The sequence below is a fragment of the Oleiphilus sp. HI0061 genome (genome assembly GCF_001635675.1).
The window spans coordinates 14490-37771 of record NZ_LWFE01001289.1; the positions used below are offsets into that span (position 1 = coordinate 14490).

Consider the following 23282-nt stretch of genomic DNA (forward strand, 5'->3'; position numbering starts at 1 on the left):
GCCATAGATGGACCTTATAGTTGTTTATTTTTTGGGTTTAACTTGAAGTAATGAATAGAGCAAAACAGTAAACTTTTGCACCCATGAGTACGCTCGAGCGGTTAATTGCAAAAAGCGATTATTCTTCAATATTCGATATCTAGCAATTAAAGTACGGATAGATTAATTAGTCAATTAAGTGGCGCAAAAAAGACGAAATAAGCGCCACATAAATAAATGTTCAAAATTTTGTCACTTATCTTATAAGTTATTGCCAGCGCAATAAAACTCAATCAAGCTTTATATTGAGACGAATCCAGATAGGTATTCGCAGCCTTACTTTCGCGGGTAATCTGCTTAAGTTCCATAGAGATCTCATCTCTATGCTTCAAGCTATCTTTTAGCACCAGAGAGTAAACTTTTTCATAGCGCCTCAAGATCGATAAAAGCTGTGCCCTATCTTCTTTAGTTCGCATACTAGCAATAACTGCCTGAAGCTCGACACGCACCTGAGCATCGAGCTCAGTTAAAAGCGCCCAATCCTGCTTGTCATTAGCATCTTTTAGTTGTTTAGCAATATTTAGAAACCGTTCGTTCACGCCATGCCACCTAATGATATTCAAGCACTCAATAATGAAGCAATACACACAAACAATGCAAGTTAAGATCCGCCCCCATGGAAACGAAAAAAGGCGATAATTACAACATTATCGCCTTAGCCTTAGTTACTGATCAACGTTAACTGATCTCAGATCGTTAAGGAAATTATTTCCGATTCCTCACTCTGAACACCGTCGATATCGATAGTCAAAATCACAAAATAATAAGTGCCTGCTACCATATCATCGATCTGCGCACTGGTATCCGAGCCACTACCTACAACAACACTTTGAGCTAAGTTTGATGCATCTGTACCATATCGAATAAGGTAACTGTCAATTTCGTTTAAATCTAGAGCAGTACCATCCGCTCTTTCTTCTGGAATTGACCACTCCAAGGCTATCGACTGTAAAACCTCAAGCTCATTAATTTCTACATTAGCAACTGACGACACCTGCTGCCCCACAGAATTGGATACAATGACATCATAAGCTCCGGCATCTGCAACAGAGGCAGCCTCAATACTTAATGAGCTCGCGTTAGCACCTGATATCTGAACACCATCTTTACGCCAGGTATAACTCAAGTCACCACCGCCTGTCGCAACGATCGACAGCACTGCCGTCTCACCCTCATCAATAGCGGTAGATTGCGGTTGCGAAGCAATGACGACAGGCGCAATGGAAATCACTTCATTCACCTGAATCGTCGCATTAACAGATGTTTGCGAGCCTACCGAATTCGTCACGCTGACACTATACACACCACTATCTGAGACTGAAGCTGAAGCGAAAGAGAGTGAGCTTGAGGTCGCGCCGCTAATCGCTACCCCACCCTTAAACCACTGATACACCAACTCACCACCGCCACTCGCAGCGACAGATAGTACCGCTCCCTCTCCTTCATCTACACTAACAGAAGTAGGTTGCGTAGAAATTTGAACAGGGTCTATCACAACTACTGGTGGCAATTCGTTAACTACTACTAAAGCAGTCAAAGACTCCAGGGTACCTGACTCATCGCTCACCAGAACATCATAACTGCCTGAGTCGGAAGTATCTGCAGCTGAAATCAATAGTGAACTTAGTACCGCCCCTTGAAGCTCAACACCATCTCTACGCCACTGATAGCTTAGCTCGCCACCGGTAGCTCCCACACTTAATAAGACCTCTTCCAACTCATCAACAATTACACCTTGAGGCTGGCTAATAATTTCGAGGTCAGGAGTCTCGTTAAGCTCTGCTACGTCGTTATAGGAATCATTCGTTTCCTGTCTAACCGCCGCAAATGTCTCGGCATGTTCACTATCTGGAAGCGCTTGCTCTAGATCTAATGCAATTTCGCTTGCCTCTAGAAAAACCTCATCCAGAGTAATCTGTTCATCGCCCTCAGTACTTTGAGCCCCTAGAACGCCATCACTGGCAATCACTTCCTCTACATGTTCGATTACTTCTTCAATCGTATCCCAACGACCCAGCTCAACCATTGACAAGAAAGAGGCTGACAAAACACCCATTTCCAGTTCTGCTTTTGTAATTGAACTATACGACTCAATAGCAGTTAAATCTGCTGGCGCCAAACGCATCGCACCAGCATCTAGATCTAGCAAGTCTTCAATGTGAGCGATAGATTCCTGAATACTATCAGCTGTCAAACCAATAGATTTAGCCTCCGCATGAGCTGCCGCCATATGCGTTAATGGGCTAAGATGAACATTATACTCCCGCCCTGCCACAATACCTGAAGCAACCGAGCGCAAACTAAAGCCAGACCCTGGGTTAAAGCTTTCACCAAAAGAAACGCCTTGCCCATCATTATCAATACAACCTTCCGTTGTATCGCACTTCATTCTGGTTCGACTATCAGCTGTCACTTCGACAACAACTGAGCCTTGTGAAATTTCCTGCTCAAGATTAAAGGTGTAGCGACCATTAGAGTCTGTTCTGACTGGACTCACCATTGGATTAACAGAACGAATAGTCTTGCCACCCTGCTCTTCTACTGAGTATAAGTTTACCAAGCCTTCTGAAACGACCCCTTTTATAGCGGTACCGCTAATCGTTGTAGTCACGGTATTGGTATTACCATCATCCGGAGTGGAATTTGACTCTTCACTGCCGCCACCAGAACCACAAGCCGTTAAAAGAATGGCCACACTTGAAGCTAATAGGTTCTTTGTAAGAGCGGCAATTCGCTTTTCACCAGTGTTGAGGAAAAATGTATGCATGAGAAGATTCCACTATTAAATTTCGATCTTGAGTAAGGAAATCTTAGCGCCAGAACACTTAAATTGACGGATAAACATCATTATTTAGCAACAAAAAGCGTCAACTTTTCGACAAATGATAAAAAATGTGAAATCGATGACAGGTGATACAGCACAAAGTTCACAAAAAATCCGCCAGAGTCTAAGAAACAAGCACTAGGAGTTTTTATTTATTTGTGCTCGAGAAGCTGCTTTACAGGTTTGAATGAACGCCGATACAGATTATTGACGCCTAATTGACGAAGCGCTTCTAGGTGCGCTTTAGTGGGGTAGCCTTTATGCTGTGCAAGGCCATAACCTGGATATTCCTTATCCAACTCTTTCATTTCTCTATCCCTTGAAACTTTTGCGATAATTGAAGCAGCCGCAATACAAGCAACTCGTGAGTCACCCTTTACCACTGCTTCACTAGGAATATTTAGTTGAGGGCAGCGATTGCCGTCAATCAAAACATATTCCGGTTTTATTGAAAGCGATTCGACCGCTCTTTTCATTGCCAACATCGATGCATGCAAAATATTGATTTCATCAATTTCTTCGACACTGGCCCGAGTAATGCTACACGCTAATGCTTTTTCATGAATCTCATCAAACAACATCTCGCGTTTTTTTTCAGAAAGTTTCTTTGAGTCAGCCAAACCTTCAATAGGGTTTGCTGGATCGAGAATAACTGCGGCAGCTACGACTGGCCCAACTAAAGGCCCACGACCCACCTCATCTACACCAGCAAGCAGCTCACCATTATACTGACAAACAAAAGCTTCATATTCCTTAGTCACAATACTTCCTTATTTGCCACTTTCTATCAGCTTAACTACCGCGTCAGCGGCTTGTTCACTTGCATTTAACCTCAAGCTTTTATGCAGTTCACTAAACGACTCTTGAGTTTCAGTTGCCTTAGAAGGTAAAAAGCGCTCCATTACCTGCTTTCCAATTAATTCTGGCTGAGCATCATCCTGAACTAGCTCGGGAACAAGCTCTCGACCAGCCAGCAAATTAGGCAATGATATGAAAGGAGCCTTCAGTAAGCGCTTCATAATATAGTGCGTAATCTTGGAGACTCGATAGGATACAACCATTGGACGATTTACCAGCATCGCTTCGAGCGTTGCAGTGCCCGACGCCAATACAATCACATCACTTGCAGCCATCACCTCACGCGAGCGACCTGAAATCAAGGTTAGCGGCAGGTTTACCTCGCAATCGTCTAACAAGGATAAAATTTGCTCTTTGCGCGCCTCATTAACATAAGGTAAAACAAATTTGATATTGGGGTCGCGCTCATACAACCAACACGCAGTATCAAGAAAGCTCTTACCTATATAAGAAATCTCACCTGCTCGACTTCCGGGAAGCAGTGCTACCAGTTTCGCATTTTGATCCAAGCCCAAAGCCTCACGAGCCGAGCTTTTATCTGAATGTTCTGGAATGCTGTCAGCCAGAGGGTGACCAACAAATCGTACTGCAACGTCATGCGCTTTATAAAATTTTGCCTCAAACGGAAAGAGAGTCAACATCAGATCGACTGCACGCGCTATTTTAAAAATACGCTTCTGACGCCATGCCCAAACAGAGGGGCTAACATAATGACCGGTTTTCAAGCCCTTTTTGCGCAAGGCCAATTCCAAGCCTATATTGAAGTCAGGGGCATCAATGCCAATAAAAGCATCCGGGCGTGATTTTAGAAAATGTTGTTTTAGGCGACGCCGAATACCAATCAGCTCAAAAATACGCCCAAGCACCTCAACAAGCCCCATAACAGAAAGCCGTTCCATTGGTACATGAGAGTTAAAACCCTCAGCTAGCATTAAAGGGCCACCAATACCTTCGAACCGAGCATTGGGATAACGCTTAAGCAGGGACTTGATCAAACCCGCACCTAAAATATCTCCGGAGGCTTCACCGGCTACCATTGCGATAGTCACTGGACGTTCAGATACAACGTTATCTGAAAGTTGTTCTTGAACCGATTGGTGTTCTTCAGCGCTACCCTTCATATCAGCCTAACGAATAATGCCCCGAGATGAGTTCTTGATACTTTCAACGAAGTGAGCAACATGTGCAGACGAAGCCGCTGCCTCTTCTAGCTCAATAAGCGCATCCTTCAAGTTCAAGCCTTGACGATAGATAACTTTATAGGCACGCTTTAGCTCCCGAATATCATCAGCGGTAAACCCTCTTCGCTTCAAACCTTCGGTATTCAGACCATGAGCCGAGGCAGATTGACCACTAGCCATGACAAAAGCAGGAATATCACGTAGAACAATACTCCCGCCAGCACTCATACTATGCGCCCCGATCTTACAGAACTGATGAACCATCGTTCCGCCACCCAAAATCACATTGCTTGCAACATGAACATGGCCCGCCAGGGTTGTGCTATTAGCAAAAATACAGTTATCACCGATAACACAGTCATGCGCTACATGTACATAAGCCATGAAGAGGTTATCACTACCAATGATCGTTTCCGACTGGTCCTGAGTAGTACCGCGATGAATAGTACAGTTTTCACGAATAATATTATTATCGCCAATAATTAATCGGGTAGGCTCTCCAGCATATTTTTTATCCTGGCACTCTTCTCCAACACTGGCGAACTGAAAGATCTTGTTATTCCGACCAATCGTTGTCGGCCCTTTAACAACCACATGAGAAAGTATCTGTGAACCTTCCCCTATCTCGACACCTTCACCAATATACGACCAAGGACCAACTTCCACACCAGCACCAATTATTGCCCCCTTTTCTACTATTGCTTGAGGGTGAACTTTAGTGTCTGAATGGATTTTGGCATCAGGGTGGATTGTCATTAACGTTCTCGCTCCGCTGTCATAATTTCTGCAATACAAGCAACCTCACCATCTACATATGCAGTACAGTCAAACTTCCAGATGTTATGCTTTGCTGCAATCAAATGAGATTCTAGTACCAGTTGATCGCCCGGAACAATTGGCCTTTTAAAGCGCGCTTTATTTGTTCCGGCAAAATAGTGTATTAAGTTTTCACTTGGCTTTTTGTTAGTCGTAATAAAGCCGAGTATGCCTGAAACCTGCGCTAGTGCCTCCAGCACAAGCACACCAGGCATGATTGGTTGATCAGGGAAATGTCCTTGAAAGTAGTTTTCGTTTACCGTCACATTTTTAAAGCCCTTGATCCATTCTCCGGCTTTAACCTCTGTAACTCGATCCACTAATAAAAAAGGGTAGCGGTGAGGAAGATATTCTTTAACGTCATTGATATCCATAATCATGAGATTCGACTCTTTTAAAGCAAGTTCAGGCAGTATCGCCAGCAGATCAAAACTATTTACTTGTCGGCAACAATCTTCTCTAATGCTTTTAAACGACCAGCCATTTTATCGAGCTGCCGAAGTCTTGCAATACTTTTCCGCCATTGAGCATTAGGCTGAACGCCCGTTCCAGACGAATACACGCCAGGCTCACTCAAGCTTTTTATCACCATCGTCATTGCAGTGATATGCACATCGTCAGTTATCGTTAAATGACCCGCTATACCACTTGCGCCGCCGATAACACAGTTCTTTCCGATCGTCGTACTCCCCGCAACAGCACAACATGCTGCCATGGCAGTATTTTCGCCAACACGGACATTGTGAGCAATTTGAATCTGATTATCGAGCTTAACGCCCTTCTCGATTACTGTATTGTCCAAAGCTCCACGATCAATGGCCGAATTAGCCCCGATTTCGACATCGTCCTCAATTACAACACCACCTAGCTGAACTATTTTTTCCCAGCCTCCCTTATTAGGAGCAAAGCCGAATCCATCTGAGCCTATCACGACACCACTATGAATAATGCAGCGCGCACCAATCGTCACGCCGTGATAGATATTGACGCCTGGATAAAGTCGAGTGCATTCACCTATCCGCGAGTCATCAGAAACTGTCGTATTTTCACCAATTACACAACCAGCCCCTAAGAAAACACCTTTACCAATTACTGCGCCAGCTCCCACAAAAACGCCTTCAGCGACCTCAGCAGTGTCATGCACAACAGCCGAAGGGTGGATATCTGAACCCGCACTAAGGTCAAGCTGGGTACTGTCCCACAAGTGAGTTAAACGCGCATACGCCAGGTAAGGGTTATCATGAATAATCAAATCTGCATCGTATGCTTCGGCTACCTGAGGGGTAACAATCACGGCACCGGCCTGGCTATCCGCTAAATATTTCTCATAGGCAGGATTCGCTAAAAAGCTTAAATCACCTGACTTAGCCGACTGCAGAGTCGAAAGGCCCGAGATGCTTATCGACGCATCACCTCGAACCTCTCCTTCCACATAGTCCGCCAAATATTTTAAGGTAAAGGCATTTTGCTTCATCTGATTAAACTCACGAAATATAGAAAGATCAGTTTAGCTTGTTAAGCTTCTCGATAATTTTATTTGTATAATCCATTTCTTGATTGGCATATAAAGCCGCTTCACGAGGAATCAACAAATCCAGTTTTTCTTCTTTTACTAGCTCGTTGATCGCTTGATCGATTTTGGGCTTTGAATCACTCAAAAACTCATTCCGTCTTTCTGCCAAAGCCTTATCAAGCTTACCTTTGCGGTACTTATATTCCTGAATCGCTTCTTCAAGATCAGATGCCATTTTCGCTCTTTCATTATCACTCATAATTGCAGCGTCATTTTTTAAGCGCATTTCCAAGCGCTGACCTTCTTCTCCGATAGCACGAACTTCAAGGTCCTGTTTTTTATATTTGGTCACCATTGACTCAGTGAACTCTTTTGCTGCATCTGAAGAAAATAAGGCAGCTCTCATATCAACCAGACCAATCTTCATTTCAGCAAGTGCCGACATAGAGAAGAAAGCAATACTTCCCATCAAAATAATTTGCTTAAATAATTTCATTAAAGACCTCCAACGATCTATTTTATGTTTACTTAGTAACTAGAAAGGCTGCCCTAGGGAGAACTGGAAGAACCGCGTATCGTCCCCGGGAATGTCATTAATCGTCTTACCAAAACTGAAGCCCAAGGGCCCGATAAAGGTTATCCATTGTAAGCTCAAGCCAGTCGACCAACGAATCTCATTCCCATCAAAATCATATCCCCTTGCTGTATCAAAAACATTACCACTATCAACAAAGTACGATAGGCGTAGCGATCGCTGGTCTTTCACAAACGGTACAGGGAAGATCAACTCAGCACTATTTTCAATTAGGAGATTTCCGCCAAAGGGGTCTGTAGACCCACCAGCCTGACTAGGAACCGACTGACGACCAAGCGAATTTCTTTGATAACCTCGCACCGAAGTAATACCACCGGTGAAATAGTTTTCGTAAAATGGAAGTATGCTGGTATCACCATACCCATCAGCCCACGCCAATTTATTGCGAATCCTGAATACAAAGTCATGATCTTTATCGATTGGGAAGTAGGTATTTGAGCGGTAGTTAAGTTTATAAAATGATAGATCACTGAAAGGTACCGACACTTCAAGCGTTAGGCCCTGTCCCCACCCGCGCGTTGGAAACTGCCCGCGATTCAATGTGCTTCTGGTCCATGACCCGGTAAAGCTGTAAGTATTAAAACTCGTACCATATTCAGAAACAAAAGTATTGATTCCGAGCGGCACATCCTCACCTGCAGATAGCTGAGTATTGGTATAACCAAAAGTGAACTTCAAGCGAGAAATACTGTTGATAGGATAACCAAAGGTTACCGATGCTCCCGTTTCATCGATAACAAAATCTGAACGGTCATCTTCGTCAAAATCAGTTTTTCTAGCAAAAAAGCTAAACCCTCGACTCACACCATCGACAGTGAAGTAAGGATCGAGATAGGAAAAGTTAGCAGACTTAACGGACTCAGTGGTATTCACGCCAAAAGAGACCTTCTTACCGGAGCCAAAAAAGTTACTTTCAGAAACACTCAAACCAAGTGAAAAACCGGAACCCTGAGAAAAACCCAAGCTTGCAGAAAGGTTACCGGATGAAGTTTCTTCAACCGAGTAATTCACATCAATTTGATCTGACGTGCCCGGTACTGAGGGCGTATCAATATTAACAGTACTAAAGAAGCCCAAACGCTCAAGCTTAGCTTTAGAACCTTCGATCAAGTCCGTTGATGCAGACCCACCTTCCATTTGAATCATCTCCTGCCGTAAGACTTCATCACGTGTTGAAGTGTTACCACGGAAATTGATTCTTCTTACATAATTCCGTTTACCAGGATCAACAAAGAAAGTAACCGAAGCGGTATAGTCATCATGCGCCTCAGGGATAGCGTTAACATTTGCATAAGTATAACCTTCTGCACCTAAAGCACGAGAGATAAGGTCAGATGTAAGTGTCAGTTTCTGACGTGAAAATACGTCACCCGGTTTTAACATAACAAGCTTTTCTAACACTTCCTTCTCTAGAACAAGGTCTCCCTTCAAGTCGAAGTCCTTTAACGTATATAACGGGCCTTCTGAAATATTAACCGTAACGAAAACATCTTCTTTATGTGGTGAAATCGAAACTTGAGTCGACTCGATGGCAAACTTGATATAACCATTATCCAGATAGAAAGAACGTATACGCTCTAAATCGCCACTCAGCTTTTCTTTTGAGTATTTATCATCACTGGTAAATACTGACCAAAAACTTGGCATCTTGAGCTCCATCAGCTCAATTAGTTCTTCATCAGAAAATGCTTGGTTACCAACGATATTGATATGAAGAATTGAGGCAACTTCTCCTTCGTTGATATTCAACTTGATTGCCACACGGTTGCGAGGTAATTCTTTAACTTCGGCCTCTACAGAAGCAGAGTATCTACCTTGTGTAACATAAGAGCGAAGGATTTCGAGCTCCAGACGCTCAAGCGTTACCCGCTTGAATACTTTTCCTTCTGCCATCCCGGCAGCTTTGAGCCCTTCCAGCAAATCTTCTTCAGAGATATCCTTATTTCCTTCAATTTCGATTTTCGAGATTGAGGGGCGCTCTTGAACAATAATGACCAAATCTCTATCTTCACGGGCGATTTCGATATCTGTAAACAAGCCGGTTTTAAATAGCGCCTTACTTGCTTCAACTATCTTTTCTTCACTAGCAGTCTCACCAACACTTAGGATAAACGCAGAAAATACCGAACCGGCTGATACCCGCTTAAGACCATCAACACGAATATCATTGATAATAAAAGCTTCTGCTTTAGCAGCTAAGGGGGCGATAGCTAGAATCAATAAGCTCAGAGCAAGCCAACTACGAATTATTTTTTTTACGCCAAACACAGACAATCCTATTAATGAATAACCACTACAAACGCATAATATCGTTATATAAAGCTAGAGACATAAGTATCAATATAAATGACACCCCTACTTTTAAACCCAACACCTGCCATTTCTCAGATAGTGGTTCGCCTTTTACAGCTTCGATCAAATAGTAAAAAATATGCCCTCCATCCAAGACAGGAATGGGCAGTAAATTTAAGATTCCTAAGCTTACGCTTAATAAAGCTAGAAAACGCAAAAACTCTTCAGAACCTGACTCGATAGACTCACTTGCTACTTGAGCGATGGTTATCGGGCCACTCAGGTTATCAAGAGAAATTAAGCCCATAATCATCTTCTTGATCGCGTTAAGTGTCATAACACAATCAGCCCAAACTTGTTCACTCGCCTGCATCAGGGATTCAAGAGGACCGTAGCTTATCGTTCTTATCATCTCTTTCGGGTAAGTAAAGGGCTGAACACTCACTCCTAAACGACCAACCGAGGCACCGTCTTCACGTATAAATACTTCTGGTCTAAGTGACAGAGTCTCGACAATAAGCCCATTGTTTTCTCCACTCCTCTCAACCTTAACGACAACATCTTTTTCAGCAGAGACTTTGATTACATCGACAAAAGCAAACCAGTCTTCAATAACTTTACCGCCGGCCTCAATTACTTTATCGCCCGCTTTTAAGCCACCCTGTTCAGCCGGACTATCGGCTAAGACACTCCCCATTACTGCGGGAACAGGCGGCTTTAATGGGTGGACACCTAAGTCCTTAAGCAGTCCATGTGGCTCACGGTCCAACATCCAGTTTTCAACACTTAATGTATAACCATCAGCAGTCTCACTAGCACCAGCCTTAGCGAATAATTCAATATCACCGCTGTCGCCGATACGGTTCACTAAAGCCATACTGACAGAGCGCCAACTCAGAGTATCTCGCCCATCCACCTGAGTTATTTCAAGACCAGGATACAAACCAGCCCTTGCTGCAACCGACTCCTGATCAATTTCACCTATTGTTGGAGTCAAGGCACTGAAGCCAATAATGAACATCAGCCAGTAAGCTGCAATAGCAAATAGAAAGTTCGCGATAGGGCCTGCTGACACTATCGCAATACGCTGCGAGACAGGCTTGCGATTAAAAGCATAAGGAAGCAAAGCGGTTTCTACAGGGGCTTCGCGTTCGTCAAGCATCTTGACGAAGCCACCTAAAGGAATACTAGCAATGGCAAACTCGGTTCCATCCTTGTTTTTCCACATAAAAATCGGGCGCCCAAAGCCTACTGAAAATCGTAGGACCTTGACACCACAACGCTTGGCAACCCAGTAATGTCCATATTCATGGATCGTAACTAGAATACCAAGCGTAATAATTAGCGAGAGTATGGTCTGAATCAGTGTCATTAAATATACTGGCTCATCTTCATTAAGGCCGTTTCTTCTTCATTATTTGCTGTTGAGCTATAACTCTAGCCTCTTCATCAACAGACAATATCTGATTAACTGATGTTATTGGAGCGATTGAGGCATCTTCTAATGTTGACGCAATAATATCAGGGATAGCAGTAAAGGAGACATTACCTTTTAGAAAGGACGCGACAGCAACTTCATTCGCAGCATTTAAGACCGTACACGCAGTACCACCAACATCAAAAGCCTCTTGAGCCAACTTAAGGCAGGGAAAGTTTTCAAGATCAGGCTTTTCAAAGTTTAGTTGAGCAACTTCAAATAAGTCTAATGAAATGGCACCTGAGGCAATTCTTTCGGGCCACGCCAAGCCATAGGCAATTGGTGTACGCATATCGGGGCTTCCCATTTGCGCTATGACCGAGCCATCCAAGTATTCAACCATGGAATGAACAATACTCTCAGGATGAACATGAACCTCGATATCTTTCGGACTGATATCGAACAACCAACACGCTTCGATTAGCTCCAAACCCTTATTCATAAGCGTGGCAGAATCTACTGAGATTTTACTTCCCATCTGCCAGTTTGGGTGTGCGCAGGCCTGTTCTGGCGTCACCGTACTAAGGCGATCACGAGACCACCCCCTGAAAGGCCCACCTGAGGCAGTGAGCAATACACGCTGCACTTCTCGTTCTAAAGACTGGCCACACTGATAGGAACCAGGAAGACATTGAAATATCGCGTTGTGCTCGCTATCGATAGGCAATAGCGTTGCACCTGAACGACTCACCTCTTCCGTAAAGAGCTGGCCAGACATAACTAAGGACTCTTTATTCGCTAGTAAAACTTTCTTACCTTTTCTAGCAGCAGCAAGGTTCGCCTCTAGCCCGGCTGCACCAACGATTGCAGCCATGACGACATCAACATCATCATGTGCGGACACACATTCCAGAGACTCCGCACCTGCCAAAACTTTGATATCAGAAGCATGTTTTAGCAACTCACCCTGCAAGCATTGCGCAGCATCTTCATCCACCATAACCGCAATACTTGGGGAGTGCTTCAAACACAGAGCTAGCATTTGCTCGACACTGCGATGCGCCGTCAGAGCAAATACCCGATACCTGTCTGGGTGCCGACTAATCACGTCGAGCGTGTTTAGACCAATAGAGCCGGTCGCCCCCAAGACACATACACTTTGAATAGTCGACACTTAATAACCTGAATTACTGAGAGTTTGCGAAAAGTAGAATAACACTAGGCGACCCAAGAGAGATTGTATAAAGCAAAGACAAACACTGGAATCGCGGCAACCAAGCTATCAATACGATCAAGCACACCGCCATGACCAGGAAGCAGATTACTACTATCTTTAATACCGCGTTGTCGCTTAAACATACTCTCTGTTAAGTCACCAATTATTGAGATTGAACCAGTAATAATTGAAATGACTGCAAACTGTATAGTCATTGCGAAATTATGTTCTAGCAAATTACTAGCAATCAGAGATAACAATAGACAAGCAGCCAGACCGCCCCAGGCTCCAGCCCACGATTTTCCAGGGGAAACTTTTGGTGCTAATTTCTTCTTACCAAAAGCTCGGCCAGCGAAATAAGCCCCCGTATCCGCGGCCCACACTAACATCAAGATATAAAAAATAAGCCAAAGAACATTTAAGTCAGCTAAGGGCGCATATTCACTTGAGCGTAGAAAAACTAAAGCCTTCCACAAAGGAGCAAGCACAACAAAACCAAGCAGTAACTGAACTATTTTCCCCTTCCACAGGGAAGATGATTCTGGAAAAGTCATGACCAGAACACATGCCAAGGCCCACCATGCAACAGAAAGTGTTAATACCCAGGGAAGAGACATACTGCCGACAAGCAAAAATAGGAAAACCGCCATAACGAGAGCATAAACCACTCGCGCTGCAGAAGCGCTCACGCCTGAAAGGTTAGCCCATTCCCAGGCACCTAAAATAACAATAGCTGCGACAAACCAAGAAAAATACTCTGGAGGCAGTAAAAAAACACCCCCCAAAACAAGTGGAGCAAGAATTAAAGCTGTAATTATTCGTTGTTTTAACACAAAAAGAGTCCCGTGATTATTTACTCGGCCTGATCCAACTGATCATCAGTTTGCCCAAAGCGCCGCTTTCGTCCAGCATAGGCTTTTAAGGCTTCCAGCATCTGTTCCTTCTTGAAATCGGGCCAGTACAAATCGGAAAAATAGAATTCTGCGTAGGCCAATTGCCATAACATAAAATTGCTGATGCGCTGCTCACCCGCAGTGCGAATCATTAAATCAGGTAAAGGCAAGTCACCCAAAGAGATATGTGATTGAATTAAGTCTTCGCTCACATCTTCAGCCGCAATCTCGCCGGAAGCAACTTTATGGGCAATTTTCCGCGTCGCTTGCGCGACATCCCAGTGCCCACCGTAGTTAGCGGCAACGACCAGAGTCATACCATCATTATTTTCTGTTAGTTCTTCCGCTTTCGCCATATGCTCCTGAAGCACATCACTAAACGGCTCTCGATCACCAATAATTCGCAAGCGGATATTATTTGAGTGCAGTTTCTTAACTTCTCGCTGCAAGGCAAAAAGGAAAAGCTTCATTAACGCACCAACCTCTTCGGCGGGCCTCCTCCAGTTTTCACTACTAAAGGCAAATAGAGTCAGCACCTCTATATCTTCCTCAACACAAGCTTTAACGACATCTCTAACCGCATCTACGCCTGCCTTGTGCCCAGAAATCCCTATCTTTTTGCGCTGCTTAGCCCACCTATTATTACCATCCATAATGATAGCAACGTGTCTAGGTTTACTCCCTGAGCTTAGAGGAATGTGCTCACTCAATTTATCTATCCAACCCAATACTTAATAACACGAAATTTAACGAGCGAAAGCATTGGACACACTTTCGCCCGAAACAGGCAGTTTTTATACTTCCATCAAGTCTGATTCTTTTTCCTGCAATAAAGCATCAACTTTAGCAACATAAGTGTCAGTTAGTTTTTGGATACCATCTGCTGCTCTTTTTTCTTCATCTTCTGAAATCTCTTTCTCTTTCAAAAGTTCTTTAATATCGGAGTTAGCATCTCTGCGAATATTTCTAACAGATACTCTTGCACTCTCGGCATCTGCTTTTGCTAGCTTAACCATATCCCTACGAGTTTCCTCTGTTAGAGCTGGCATTGGCACACGTATTAAGTCACCAGAAGTTGACGGGTTTAAGCCGAGGTTAGCTGCTATAATCGCTTTTTCGACCACTGGCACCATTGGTTTTTCCCAAACAGAGATTGCCAAAGTTCTGCCATCTTCAACACTAATATTAGCCGCCTGCTTTAGCGGTGTATCTACACCATAGTATGAAACTGATACGCTATCTAAAATACTTGGGTGCGCTCGACCAGTACGAATCTTGGCAAAAGCAACACCTAGCGCATCAATACTTTTTGCCATACGCTCTTCAGCATCTTGTTTAATTTCATCTAACATATATCTTTCCTTTATTCTTTATATAACTGGCTCGATCTTATTCGTCGGCAGCTGCCTCGATCAATGTACCCTCGGATTCACCCACTACAATACTGCGCAAAACCCCAGGCTTATTCATATCAAATACTCTAACAGGCATATTGTGATCACGGCACAAACAAATTGCCGTTAGATCCATTACACCTAACTTTTTATCCAAGACTTCATCATAACTCAAAGCATCATACTTCACGGCTGTCGGATCTTTCATCGGGTCAGCGTTGTAGACACCATCTACTTTTGTTGCCTTCAATACAACATCAGCATCAATCTCAATACCTCGTAGACATGCAGCAGAGTCAGTTGTAAAGAAAGGGTTACCCGTTCCTGCGCTGAATATTACAACATCACCATCTTTAAGATCTCTAACCGCTCTGCGCCGATCGTAATGCTCAACAACACCACTCATCGGGATAGCTGACATAACACGCGTTGATATATTGGATCGTTCTAATGCGTCACGCATCGCCAAGGCATTCATAACCGTAGCCAGCATACCCATATGATCACCAGTAACACGATCCATTCCAGCCTGGCTTAGGGCAGCACCTCTAAACAAGTTACCACCACCTATGACCATGCCAACCTGAACACCTATACCAATCAGCTGACCAATTTCTAAAGCCATGCGATCAAGTACTTTTGGATCGATCCCAAAGTCCTCATCGCCCATTAGAGCTTCACCACTAAGTTTTAGAAGAATTCGTTTATATTTTGGCTGGAGATTTACAGGCATGAATCACTCTCGGCATTTAAAGCGTAGTTAACAAATACAGGTTAAGAACCTGCTTAATATGCATATGACGTATCTTAATTTCGGGGGAGTCGCCCCCACTAAAAACAGTCTTTCCAGATGAGCAAGTACTCCCCAGACAACTTTAAGATAAAAACCAATTGCCAGATACAATAATGCCGCATAAGAAAAATGGTTATATCACCCTTCTTATACGGCACGGTTGGGAATTGTATCAGGATTGGTAAAAAGTGGAACTATCTTTTCAACATTTACCTGTTAACAAACCCATGTAAACAGACTAAATTAGCCTTTAAGCTGAGCCGCAACCTCTGCAGCGAAGTCAGCCTCTTCAACCTCAATACCTTCACCTACTTCGATACGGACAAAAGAAACAACTTCTGCACCGCCATCTTTAGCCAACTGGCCAACTGTAACTTCAGGATTCTTAACGAAAGGCTGCTCAACCAAGCTGTTTTCCTTAAGGAATTTCTTAATACGACCACCCATCATTTTCTCGACGATCGCATCTGGCTTACCTTCCATATCAGGCTGAGCCTTAATGATATCCTTCTCTTTATTCAACTCTTCTTCAGGCATATCTTCAGGGTTAAGAACACGAGGATTAACCGCTGTTGCATGCATAGCGATATCTCTTGCCAACTCAGGCGTACCACCTTTAAGCGCAACAATCGAAGCAATTCGATTGTTAGAGTGAACATAAGCACCCACAACTTCACCTTCAGACTTAACAGCACGACGAGGAGAAATGTTCTCACCAATTTTCTGAACCAAAGCTTCACGCTCTGAATCAAGAAGACCAGCAACATCAGTAGAACCTGCTTCAAATGCAGCGCCTGCTACGTTATTTGCAAACGCAAGGAAACCTTCGTTCTTAGCAGCAAAGTCAGTCTCAGAGTTAATTTCAACTAACATTGCAGAAGCGTTGTCAGCAGATACTTTAGCCACAACCACACCTTCAGCAGCTGTACGGCCAGCTTTCTTAGCTGCCTTCATACCACTTTTCTTACGCAACTCTTCAATTGCCTTTTCGATATCACCGTCTACTTCAGCAAGTGCTTTTTTACACTCAAGCATACCAAGACCTGTACGCTCACGAAGTTCTTTTACCATTGATGCGCTAATAGCGGCCATGTCAATTCCTCTTTACCGTTACAACCCAAGCGGCTGTAAAATTAAAAAATTTGCTTCCATTACCTGGGCCCAAAAGGCGCTAAAATGTTCGCAAGCGGAACACACCTTCAACCAAATAAGAACCGAAGCATTATTAATAACGAATGAAAACAAGGGCCGGAAAACCGACCCTTGAGCACTTTATAAGAAAACGCTTACAGAAAGATTACTCTGCTGCTTTTTCGCCTTCTTCAGATGCCGCTGACTCTTCCGCCACTTCAACGTACTCACCACCTTTTGAAGAACCTTCAAGCACTGCATCAGCAAAAGCTTTTGCATAAATCTGAATAGCTCTGATCGCATCATCGTTACCAGGGATAACGTAATCAACACCATCTGGATCACTGTTTGTATCAACGATACCGATAACAGGGATACCTAATTTGTTAGCTTCTTTGATCGCAATACGCTCGTGATCAACATCGATCACAACCAATGCGTCAGGTAGACCACCCATATCCTTGATACCACCAATACTACGCTCTAGCTTCTGCATTTCGCGAGTCAGCATCAAAGATTCTTTTTTAGTCAACTTATCAAAAGTACCATCAGTGCTTTGAGTCTCAAGATCGCGGAAACGACGAATGCTCTGACGAATCGTTTTGTAGTTAGTCAACATACCACCCAACCAACGGTGGTTTACGTAAGGCATACCAGCGCGGCTTGCCTCTTCTTTAACAATCTTGCCAGCAGCACGCTTAGTACCAACGAACAATACCTTGTTCTTACCCTCTGACAGCTTTTTAACGAAAGCTAAAGATTCATTAAACGCAGGAACTGTTTGCTCCAGGTTAATGATATGAATTTTGTTACGAGCACCAAAGATGTACTTACCCATTTTAGGGTTCCAGTAACGAGTTTGGTGACCAAAGTGTACACCTGCTTTAAGCAGGTCACGCATAGATACTGATGCCATGTTCTTTTCCTTTAATATGTTTGGGTTAGACCTCCACGAGTCCCATTAATCAACCATGAACCAAAACCACCGTAGCAGAAGCAGAACACAGCACCCAGATCAATGTGTCGAAACGTGTGCGGATTTAAGTCAATCGAGATTACCGACACCCTGCTGGATGTGAGTTCCCGAAATTTGCGTGCGCTTTATACCATATCCTCTTCAAAATAAAAAGCGCATTCCTACATTTATAGCAGGCCAGGCCACTCCATTCTACGTTCAACCTTTAACAATATAAATCGAGCAGCCACCAGCAAATAACAATAATTATTCAATTAACTCCCCTTTCGAGGTAGAATGCGGCGCATTTTTGATAAAAGTCTGTGTCGCAAATGGCGCTATAATGCTCTCCCGACACCATAACAACCCTTAGACAAAAGGCTCTCTTTTCGAGTTATGAATACTAAAGTTACCATCAAGTCCAACGAAGAAATTGAAAAGATGCGGGTTGCCGGGCGACTCGCCGCCGAAGTACTGGAAATGATCGAAGAGCACGTTGTTGCTGGCGTTTCAACCGGTGAACTAGACAGGATATGTCATGATTACATCGTTAATACTCAAAACGCCATTCCCGCACCACTTAATTATAAAGGCTTTCCAAAGTCTATCTGCACCTCGGTCAACCATGTCATCTGCCACGGTATTCCAAGCGACAAGAAAGTGCTAAAAAGTGGTGACATAGTAAATGTCGACATCACTGTCATTAAAGATGGCTACCACGGTGACACCAGTAAAATGTTTTTCATTGGCAAGCGAAGCATTGCTGCCGAAAGACTATGCAAAATTACGCAAGAATGTTTATACAAAGGCATTGCCCTTGTTAAGCCGGGTGCAAGACTAGGCGATATTGGCGCTGTTATTCAAAAGCATGCTGAAAACAATTACTATTCTGTAGTACGCGAGTATTGCGGCCATGGCATTGGTGCTGTTTTCCATGAAGAGCCGCAGGTCATGCATTATGGTAAACCAGGCACCGGCCTTGAGCTAAAAGAAGGCATGACCTTTACTATCGAGCCAATGATTAACCAAGGCAAACGCCACTGCAAACTCTTACCAGATGAGTGGACAGTCGTGACCAAAGATCACAAGCTTTCTGCGCAATGGGAGCACACTTTGCTAGTTACCTCAGACGGTTGTGAAATACTGACCTTACGTAAGGAAGAGGAAGGTCTGCTAAGTTAAGCACAAGCCGATAAAACTATGACGCAACACAGCTCGCTCTTCGAAAAGTTCACCCACGCATCTAGCCTGGACATGCAAACATTAGTCTCTGACTTAAGTACTTGCTCACAACCAGCCCTGAATGTTCGGACAATCCTGGAAGATAGTAAGCAAGTCCTTGATCAGCTGTATCTGGCAAACGAAGATATCCGTCAGCTTATCGAAGTTAAATCCAAACTCATGGATTATATTCTTAAAGGTTTATGGGCACGCTTCGGGTTCGACCAACATGTTAGCCTTATTGCTGTTGGCGGTTATGGCCGAGGCGAGCTGCAACCACATTCAGACATTGACTTACTTATCCTGGTAAGGAATGAAATTGATGATCAGCTGGGCACCAAACTGTCTGACTTTATCACACTATTATGGGACCTGAAACTAGACATCGGCCATAGCGTTAGAACGATTGATGAATGCATTGAAGCCGCTAAAAGCGATGTCACCATTGCGACCAACCTATTGGAAACGCGCACTATCGATGGTGACCCTGAACTGCTGAGCATTATTTCAGACAAGGTCTACTCCGACGCAGTTTATACCTCTAAAGCCTACTTTCTAGCTAAACGCGAAGAACAAAGTGCACGCCACCTGAAATATAGCGGCACCGAATACAACCTCGAACCAAATCTGAAATCTTCCCCTGGCACCTTGCGAGATATTCAGACCATTACCTGGATTTCTAAGCGCCACTTTGGTGCTGAAGCTCCCAGCACACGCTCACGCTACCACTTTTTGACAGACGAAGAATTCCGCATGCTAGTCAGCGGCGAGACCTTTCTTCTTACCCTTCGTTATGGCCTGCAGATTATTGCCGACCGCAACGAAAACCGACTGCTATTTGAACACCAGCGCAAGCTTGCAGAAATACTCGGCTTTGAAGATGACGAGCAAAAGCTCGGTGTCGAGAAAATGATGCAACGCTACTATCGCATCGTATTGGGTTTAGCCGAACTTACTGACGTGATACTTCAGTACTTTGATGAGTTTTATCTAAACCCCGAGAGTGATGACAGTGTCCAAGAACTAGGTAAACGATTCCAAATTAATCACGGCTATATTGAAGCTAAGTCAGAAGATATTTTTGACCGCTCACCTTATGCGTTGATAGAGATTTTTTTGCTACTCGCACAAAACCCTCAGATCATTGGCATAAAAACCACGACAATTCGTCAAATCCGTGAACATCAATATCTTATTGATGACAGTTTCCGAAACGACCTGGCTAACACAAGCTTATTTATGGAGATACTGCGCACACCGCACGACCTTCATAAAACCTTAAACGCCATGCTTAAGTACAATGTACTGGGCCGCTACTTACCTGAGTTTGGACAGATCATCGGCCAAATGCAGCATGACTTGTTTCATTGCTATACAGTTGACGCGCATACGATTCAGCTTATCAAGAACCTGATTCATCTTGACTACCCTGAGGCAAAAAAAGAGTTTCCACTTGCCTGTCGTTTATACCGTTATATCCCTAAACGTGAAATCCTTTATACTGCTGGTATCTATCACGACATTGCTAAAGGGAGAGGCGGAGACCATTCCGAACTTGGCGCCATCGATGTTGAAAACTTCTGTCAGAACCATCATTTTAGCGAGCGCGATACACGACTCACTTCCTGGCTGGTCGAAAACCACTTACTAATGTCTATGACAGCGCAGAAGAAAGATATTGATGACCCTGAAGTTATTCATCAGTTTGCGCAACTAATTCCTAGCCTTACTCACCTTGAGTACTTATATATTTTGACTGTCTGTGATATTTCTGCGACCAATCACACCTTGTGGAACAGCTGGCGCGCGACACTGATGCAGCAGTTATATATCGAAACCAGGCGCGCAATACGTCGCGGCACAGATAAGCCTGTTGATCGCAATGACTGGATAGAAGCCACTAAACGCGAAGTCCGAACCCTACTCATCGATAGCGGCTATACCACACCCGAAATCGATGCTTTATTGGAATCCTTTGAAGACGACTACTTCCTTCAAGATTCAACCGCCGACATTGTCTGGCAAATCTCTGAAGTACTTAATCATGGCAGCTCAAGTGAACCACTGATCATCATTCGCGACACCCAAACCATGCAAGGTGACGGTTTCAGCCATGTTATGGTTTATGTACGTTCCAAAGACGATCTATTTGCCGCCACCACCGCTGTACTTGAGCAGCTGAACCTTAACGTCTTAAATGCCCGCATAAGCGCATCAAGAGGTGAGTTCAATTTGAGCCACTTTATTGTTACCGATGCGCACAACATGCCCTTAGCAAACGATGTAGAACGAAAAGAGCAAGTTCGCTCACGCTTGATAGAAGAGCTCGACGACCCGGAAGACTACCCCGAGATAATCAGCCGCCGCACGCCGCGCCAACTGAAGCATTTTGCCTTCCCGACGGAAGTGACTTTCAGCAATGACATGATTAATCAGCGTACCGTGATGGAGGTTGTAACGCCTGACCGTCCAGGCCTACTCGCACGGATTGGTCAGGCACTTCTAAAGCATAATTTATCATTGATCAATGCACGTATTGCCACCTTGGGCGAGCGAGTAGAAGACGTTTTCTTCATTACCGACACAGACGGTCAACCGCTTAGTGACGCAATGATTTGCGAGGCCTTACAGCACGACATATGTACACTTCTAGATGAGCAGGTAGAAATAACCTCATGAACCCAGACTTGAATAAACTTCAGCCCTATCCCTTTGAAAAGCTTAAAGCACTGCTCGGGCAAGTAACACCATCAGCAGATTATTCAGCTATTCCCTTGTCTATTGGTGAACCGAAGCACCCTTCTCCGCAGTTTGTGCTCGACAGCATCACCAATAACCTAGGCAAAGTCGCAATATACCCAAGCACAAAAGGGTTACCTGAGTTTCGAAAGAGCATGACAAACTGGGCGACACAACGCTTTAATCTAAAGCCCGGCACTCTTTGCAGCGAAGATAATATTCTTCCGGTAAACGGCACACGAGAGGCAATTTTTTCTTTTACTCAGGCGGTCATCGATAGAGAAGCCAGTAATCAAGCTTTAGTGCTGAGCCCTAATCCTTTTTATCAGATCTATGAGGGCGCTAGCTATCTTGCAGGGGCTGAGCTTGAATTACTTCCTACACTAGAGCATACCCAGTTCATTCCCGACTACGACTCAGTCGCCGATAGCACTTGGGACCGCTGCCAGATTCTATTCATGTGCTCTCCGGGCAACCCGACAGGCGCTGTCACGCCCGCTGAAACGCTTAAAAAGCTCATAAAACTAGCCGACAAGCATGACTTCATTATTGCATCGGACGAATGCTATTCGGAGATCTATTGCGATGAAGACCAAGCTCCGACTGGTTTGCTAGAGGTCTGCGCCGAAATAGGAAGAGATGATTATAAGCGTTGTATTGTCTTTCATAGCTTGTCAAAGCGCTCAAACCTGCCCGGCCTACGCTCAGGATTTGTTGCAGGTGATGCAGACTTGTTAAAAGGCTTCTTGAAATACCGAACTTATCACGGCTGCGCAATGCCGATTCAACACCAGTTAGCAAGCATTGAAGCCTGGAACGATGAAGCTCACGTACAAGAGAACCGTAAAGCCTACAAACGAAAGTTCGAGGCAGTTCTTGAAATTTTAAGCCCGGTACTGAACATCAAGCAAAGTGATGCGAGCTTCTACCTTTGGCCAGAGACACCGATATCGGATGAAGAGTTTGCTCAAAAGCTATATCAACAAAAGCATGTCACCGTGCTTCCGGGCAGCTATTTGTCTCGTACCGTCAAGGGTCTAAATCCGGGTAAAAATAGAATCAGAATGGCCTTAGTTGCCAGTGAAGAAGAGTGCATCGAAGCGGCAACTCGAATTCGTGAATTCGTTGAATCTCTTTAACGCTCTTTCCACAAACAACTTTCGTACAAGGTAAAACAATGAGTACAGTAAAAATCTACGGAATTAAAGCCTGCGATACCATGAAGAAAGCGCTAACGTGGCTGGAATCGCATGATATTGATTTTGAATTTCATGACTATAAGAAGACGCCTATTGATGAGCAAAGCCTCGAAGATTGGCTTAGCCAGGTACCTTGGGATGAACTAATCAATAAACGTGGTACAACGTGGCGTAAACTAAGCGATGAGGACAAAAGCGATATAGAC

The 23282-nt window shown here is 44.1% G+C and carries 21 protein-coding genes; 4 read left to right on the forward strand and 17 right to left on the reverse strand.

Going from position 1 to position 23282, the window contains the following annotated elements:
• Window positions 1–272 precede the first annotated feature (272 nt).
• The 17 genes from A3735_RS20295 to rpsB all read right to left on the reverse strand — a co-directional run bounded on the left by A3735_RS20295 (window position 273) and on the right by rpsB (window position 17878).
• Window positions 273–578, reverse strand: a complete 306-nt coding sequence (locus A3735_RS20295; protein ID WP_068508210.1) for a hypothetical protein — start codon at window positions 576–578, stop codon at window positions 273–275.
• A 149-nt stretch (window positions 579–727) separates the two neighbouring features.
• Window positions 728–2806 carry a fibronectin type III domain-containing protein gene (locus A3735_RS20300; protein ID WP_068508212.1) on the reverse strand — a complete coding sequence of 693 codons (2079 nt, stop codon included), beginning with the start codon at window positions 2804–2806 and terminating at the stop codon, window positions 728–730.
• Window positions 2807–3015: 209 nt separating this feature from the next.
• Window positions 3016–3624: a ribonuclease HII gene (rnhB, locus tag A3735_RS20305; RefSeq protein WP_068508214.1), complete on the reverse strand. Its 609-nt coding sequence runs from the start codon at window positions 3622–3624 to the stop codon at window positions 3016–3018.
• Between the two features lie 9 nt (window positions 3625–3633).
• Window positions 3634–4842: a lipid-A-disaccharide synthase gene (lpxB, locus tag A3735_RS20310; RefSeq protein ID WP_082880474.1), complete on the reverse strand. Its 1209-nt coding sequence runs from the start codon at window positions 4840–4842 to the stop codon at window positions 3634–3636.
• A 6-nt stretch (window positions 4843–4848) separates the two neighbouring features.
• Window positions 4849–5658 carry an acyl-ACP--UDP-N-acetylglucosamine O-acyltransferase gene (gene lpxA, locus A3735_RS20315; RefSeq protein ID WP_068508215.1) on the reverse strand — a complete coding sequence of 270 codons (810 nt, stop codon included), beginning with the start codon at window positions 5656–5658 and terminating at the stop codon, window positions 4849–4851.
• The gene (gene fabZ, locus A3735_RS20320) at window positions 5658–6098 is read right to left on the reverse strand and encodes a 3-hydroxyacyl-ACP dehydratase FabZ (protein WP_068507400.1); all 441 of its coding nucleotides are present in this window, start codon (window positions 6096–6098) and stop codon (window positions 5658–5660) included. Before fabZ ends, lpxA begins: the two co-directional genes overlap by 1 nt.
• A gap of 56 nt (window positions 6099–6154) precedes the next feature.
• Window positions 6155–7192: a UDP-3-O-(3-hydroxymyristoyl)glucosamine N-acyltransferase gene (lpxD, locus tag A3735_RS20325; protein ID WP_068508218.1), complete on the reverse strand. Its 1038-nt coding sequence runs from the start codon at window positions 7190–7192 to the stop codon at window positions 6155–6157.
• A gap of 28 nt (window positions 7193–7220) precedes the next feature.
• A complete protein-coding gene (locus tag A3735_RS20330; RefSeq protein WP_068508219.1) occupies window positions 7221–7727 on the reverse strand; it encodes an OmpH family outer membrane protein in 507 nt (168 codons plus the stop codon).
• A gap of 39 nt (window positions 7728–7766) precedes the next feature.
• On the reverse strand, window positions 7767–10094 hold the full coding sequence (bamA, locus tag A3735_RS20335) for an outer membrane protein assembly factor BamA (RefSeq protein ID WP_231877470.1): 2328 nt from the start codon (window positions 10092–10094) through the stop codon (window positions 7767–7769).
• Between the two features lie 25 nt (window positions 10095–10119).
• Window positions 10120–11490 carry an RIP metalloprotease RseP gene (rseP, locus tag A3735_RS20340; RefSeq protein WP_068508221.1) on the reverse strand — a complete coding sequence of 457 codons (1371 nt, stop codon included), beginning with the start codon at window positions 11488–11490 and terminating at the stop codon, window positions 10120–10122.
• A gap of 22 nt (window positions 11491–11512) precedes the next feature.
• A complete protein-coding gene (gene ispC, locus A3735_RS20345; RefSeq protein WP_197470010.1) occupies window positions 11513–12709 on the reverse strand; it encodes a 1-deoxy-D-xylulose-5-phosphate reductoisomerase in 1197 nt (398 codons plus the stop codon).
• 44 nt (window positions 12710–12753) lie between these two features.
• Window positions 12754–13584, reverse strand: coding sequence for a phosphatidate cytidylyltransferase (locus tag A3735_RS20350; RefSeq protein ID WP_068508223.1), 831 nt, complete (start codon window positions 13582–13584; stop codon window positions 12754–12756).
• Window positions 13585–13604: 20 nt separating this feature from the next.
• Complete coding sequence (uppS, locus tag A3735_RS20355) at window positions 13605–14363, reverse strand: polyprenyl diphosphate synthase (protein ID WP_068508246.1); 759 nt, start codon at window positions 14361–14363, stop codon at window positions 13605–13607.
• 75 nt (window positions 14364–14438) lie between these two features.
• Window positions 14439–14996 (reverse strand): ribosome recycling factor, encoded by a 558-nt coding sequence (frr, locus tag A3735_RS20360; protein WP_068508225.1) that lies wholly within the window; start codon window positions 14994–14996, stop codon window positions 14439–14441.
• A 37-nt stretch (window positions 14997–15033) separates the two neighbouring features.
• Window positions 15034–15771: a UMP kinase gene (gene pyrH / locus A3735_RS20365; protein WP_068508227.1), complete on the reverse strand. Its 738-nt coding sequence runs from the start codon at window positions 15769–15771 to the stop codon at window positions 15034–15036.
• Between the two features lie 303 nt (window positions 15772–16074).
• Window positions 16075–16923 carry a translation elongation factor Ts gene (tsf, locus tag A3735_RS20370; RefSeq protein ID WP_068508228.1) on the reverse strand — a complete coding sequence of 283 codons (849 nt, stop codon included), beginning with the start codon at window positions 16921–16923 and terminating at the stop codon, window positions 16075–16077.
• Window positions 16924–17128: 205 nt separating this feature from the next.
• Window positions 17129–17878, reverse strand: coding sequence for a 30S ribosomal protein S2 (gene rpsB, locus A3735_RS20375; RefSeq protein WP_068508230.1), 750 nt, complete (start codon window positions 17876–17878; stop codon window positions 17129–17131).
• Window positions 17879–18313: 435 nt separating this feature from the next.
• On the opposite strand from rpsB, the gene map reads away from it, so the two are divergent.
• The 4 genes from map to A3735_RS20395 all read left to right on the forward strand — a co-directional run.
• The gene (gene map, locus A3735_RS20380; RefSeq protein ID WP_068508232.1) at window positions 18314–19099 is read left to right on the forward strand and encodes a type I methionyl aminopeptidase; all 786 of its coding nucleotides are present in this window, start codon (window positions 18314–18316) and stop codon (window positions 19097–19099) included.
• An 18-nt stretch (window positions 19100–19117) separates the two neighbouring features.
• Window positions 19118–21817 carry a [protein-PII] uridylyltransferase gene (gene glnD / locus A3735_RS20385; protein ID WP_082880342.1) on the forward strand — a complete coding sequence of 900 codons (2700 nt, stop codon included), beginning with the start codon at window positions 19118–19120 and terminating at the stop codon, window positions 21815–21817.
• Entirely contained in the window at window positions 21814–23016 is a 1203-nt protein-coding gene (dapC, locus tag A3735_RS20390) for a succinyldiaminopimelate transaminase (RefSeq protein WP_068508234.1), read from the forward strand. Before glnD ends, dapC begins: the two co-directional genes overlap by 4 nt.
• Before the next feature lie 38 nt (window positions 23017–23054).
• A partial coding sequence (locus tag A3735_RS20395) for an ArsC/Spx/MgsR family protein (protein ID WP_304439999.1) occupies window positions 23055–23282 on the forward strand: 228 nt, incomplete at its 3' end.